This window comes from Neobacillus mesonae (assembly GCF_023715155.1).
Taxonomy (GTDB): Bacteria; Bacillota; Bacilli; order Bacillales; family Cytobacillaceae; genus Neobacillus; species Neobacillus mesonae_A.
The window spans coordinates 1-257 of sequence record NZ_JAMBNQ010000140.1; the positions used below are offsets into that span (position 1 = coordinate 1).

A 257-nucleotide genomic window follows, 5' to 3' on the forward strand; every position below is an offset into this window, starting at 1 on the left:
TTCCTACAAGGTTGTGTTTTTTTAATAATCGGATTATAGTAGAGTAAGATATTTCGTTTTTTGGGATTTCTCCATGCTCAATTAGTTGTTCGTAGAAAACGCTAACTGGCATTTGGAGATTTTTTTTTCGTATTTCTAGGATTTGATCCTGGTCATCGGGGGATAACCTTCGAGAGTTTCCTTTGTCACCACGCTTCTTTGGTTTTAATGCCTCAAATCCTTTTCGTCGATAATGAAGTAGCCACTCTTTCATTGTT

At 36.6% G+C, this 257-nt stretch carries 1 protein-coding gene; it reads right to left on the reverse strand.

The genetic code is table 11. From position 1 onward, the window contains the following. Positions 1-257: helix-turn-helix domain-containing protein (locus M3183_RS26885; protein WP_251475113.1), on the reverse strand; the 257-nt coding region annotated here is incomplete at both ends.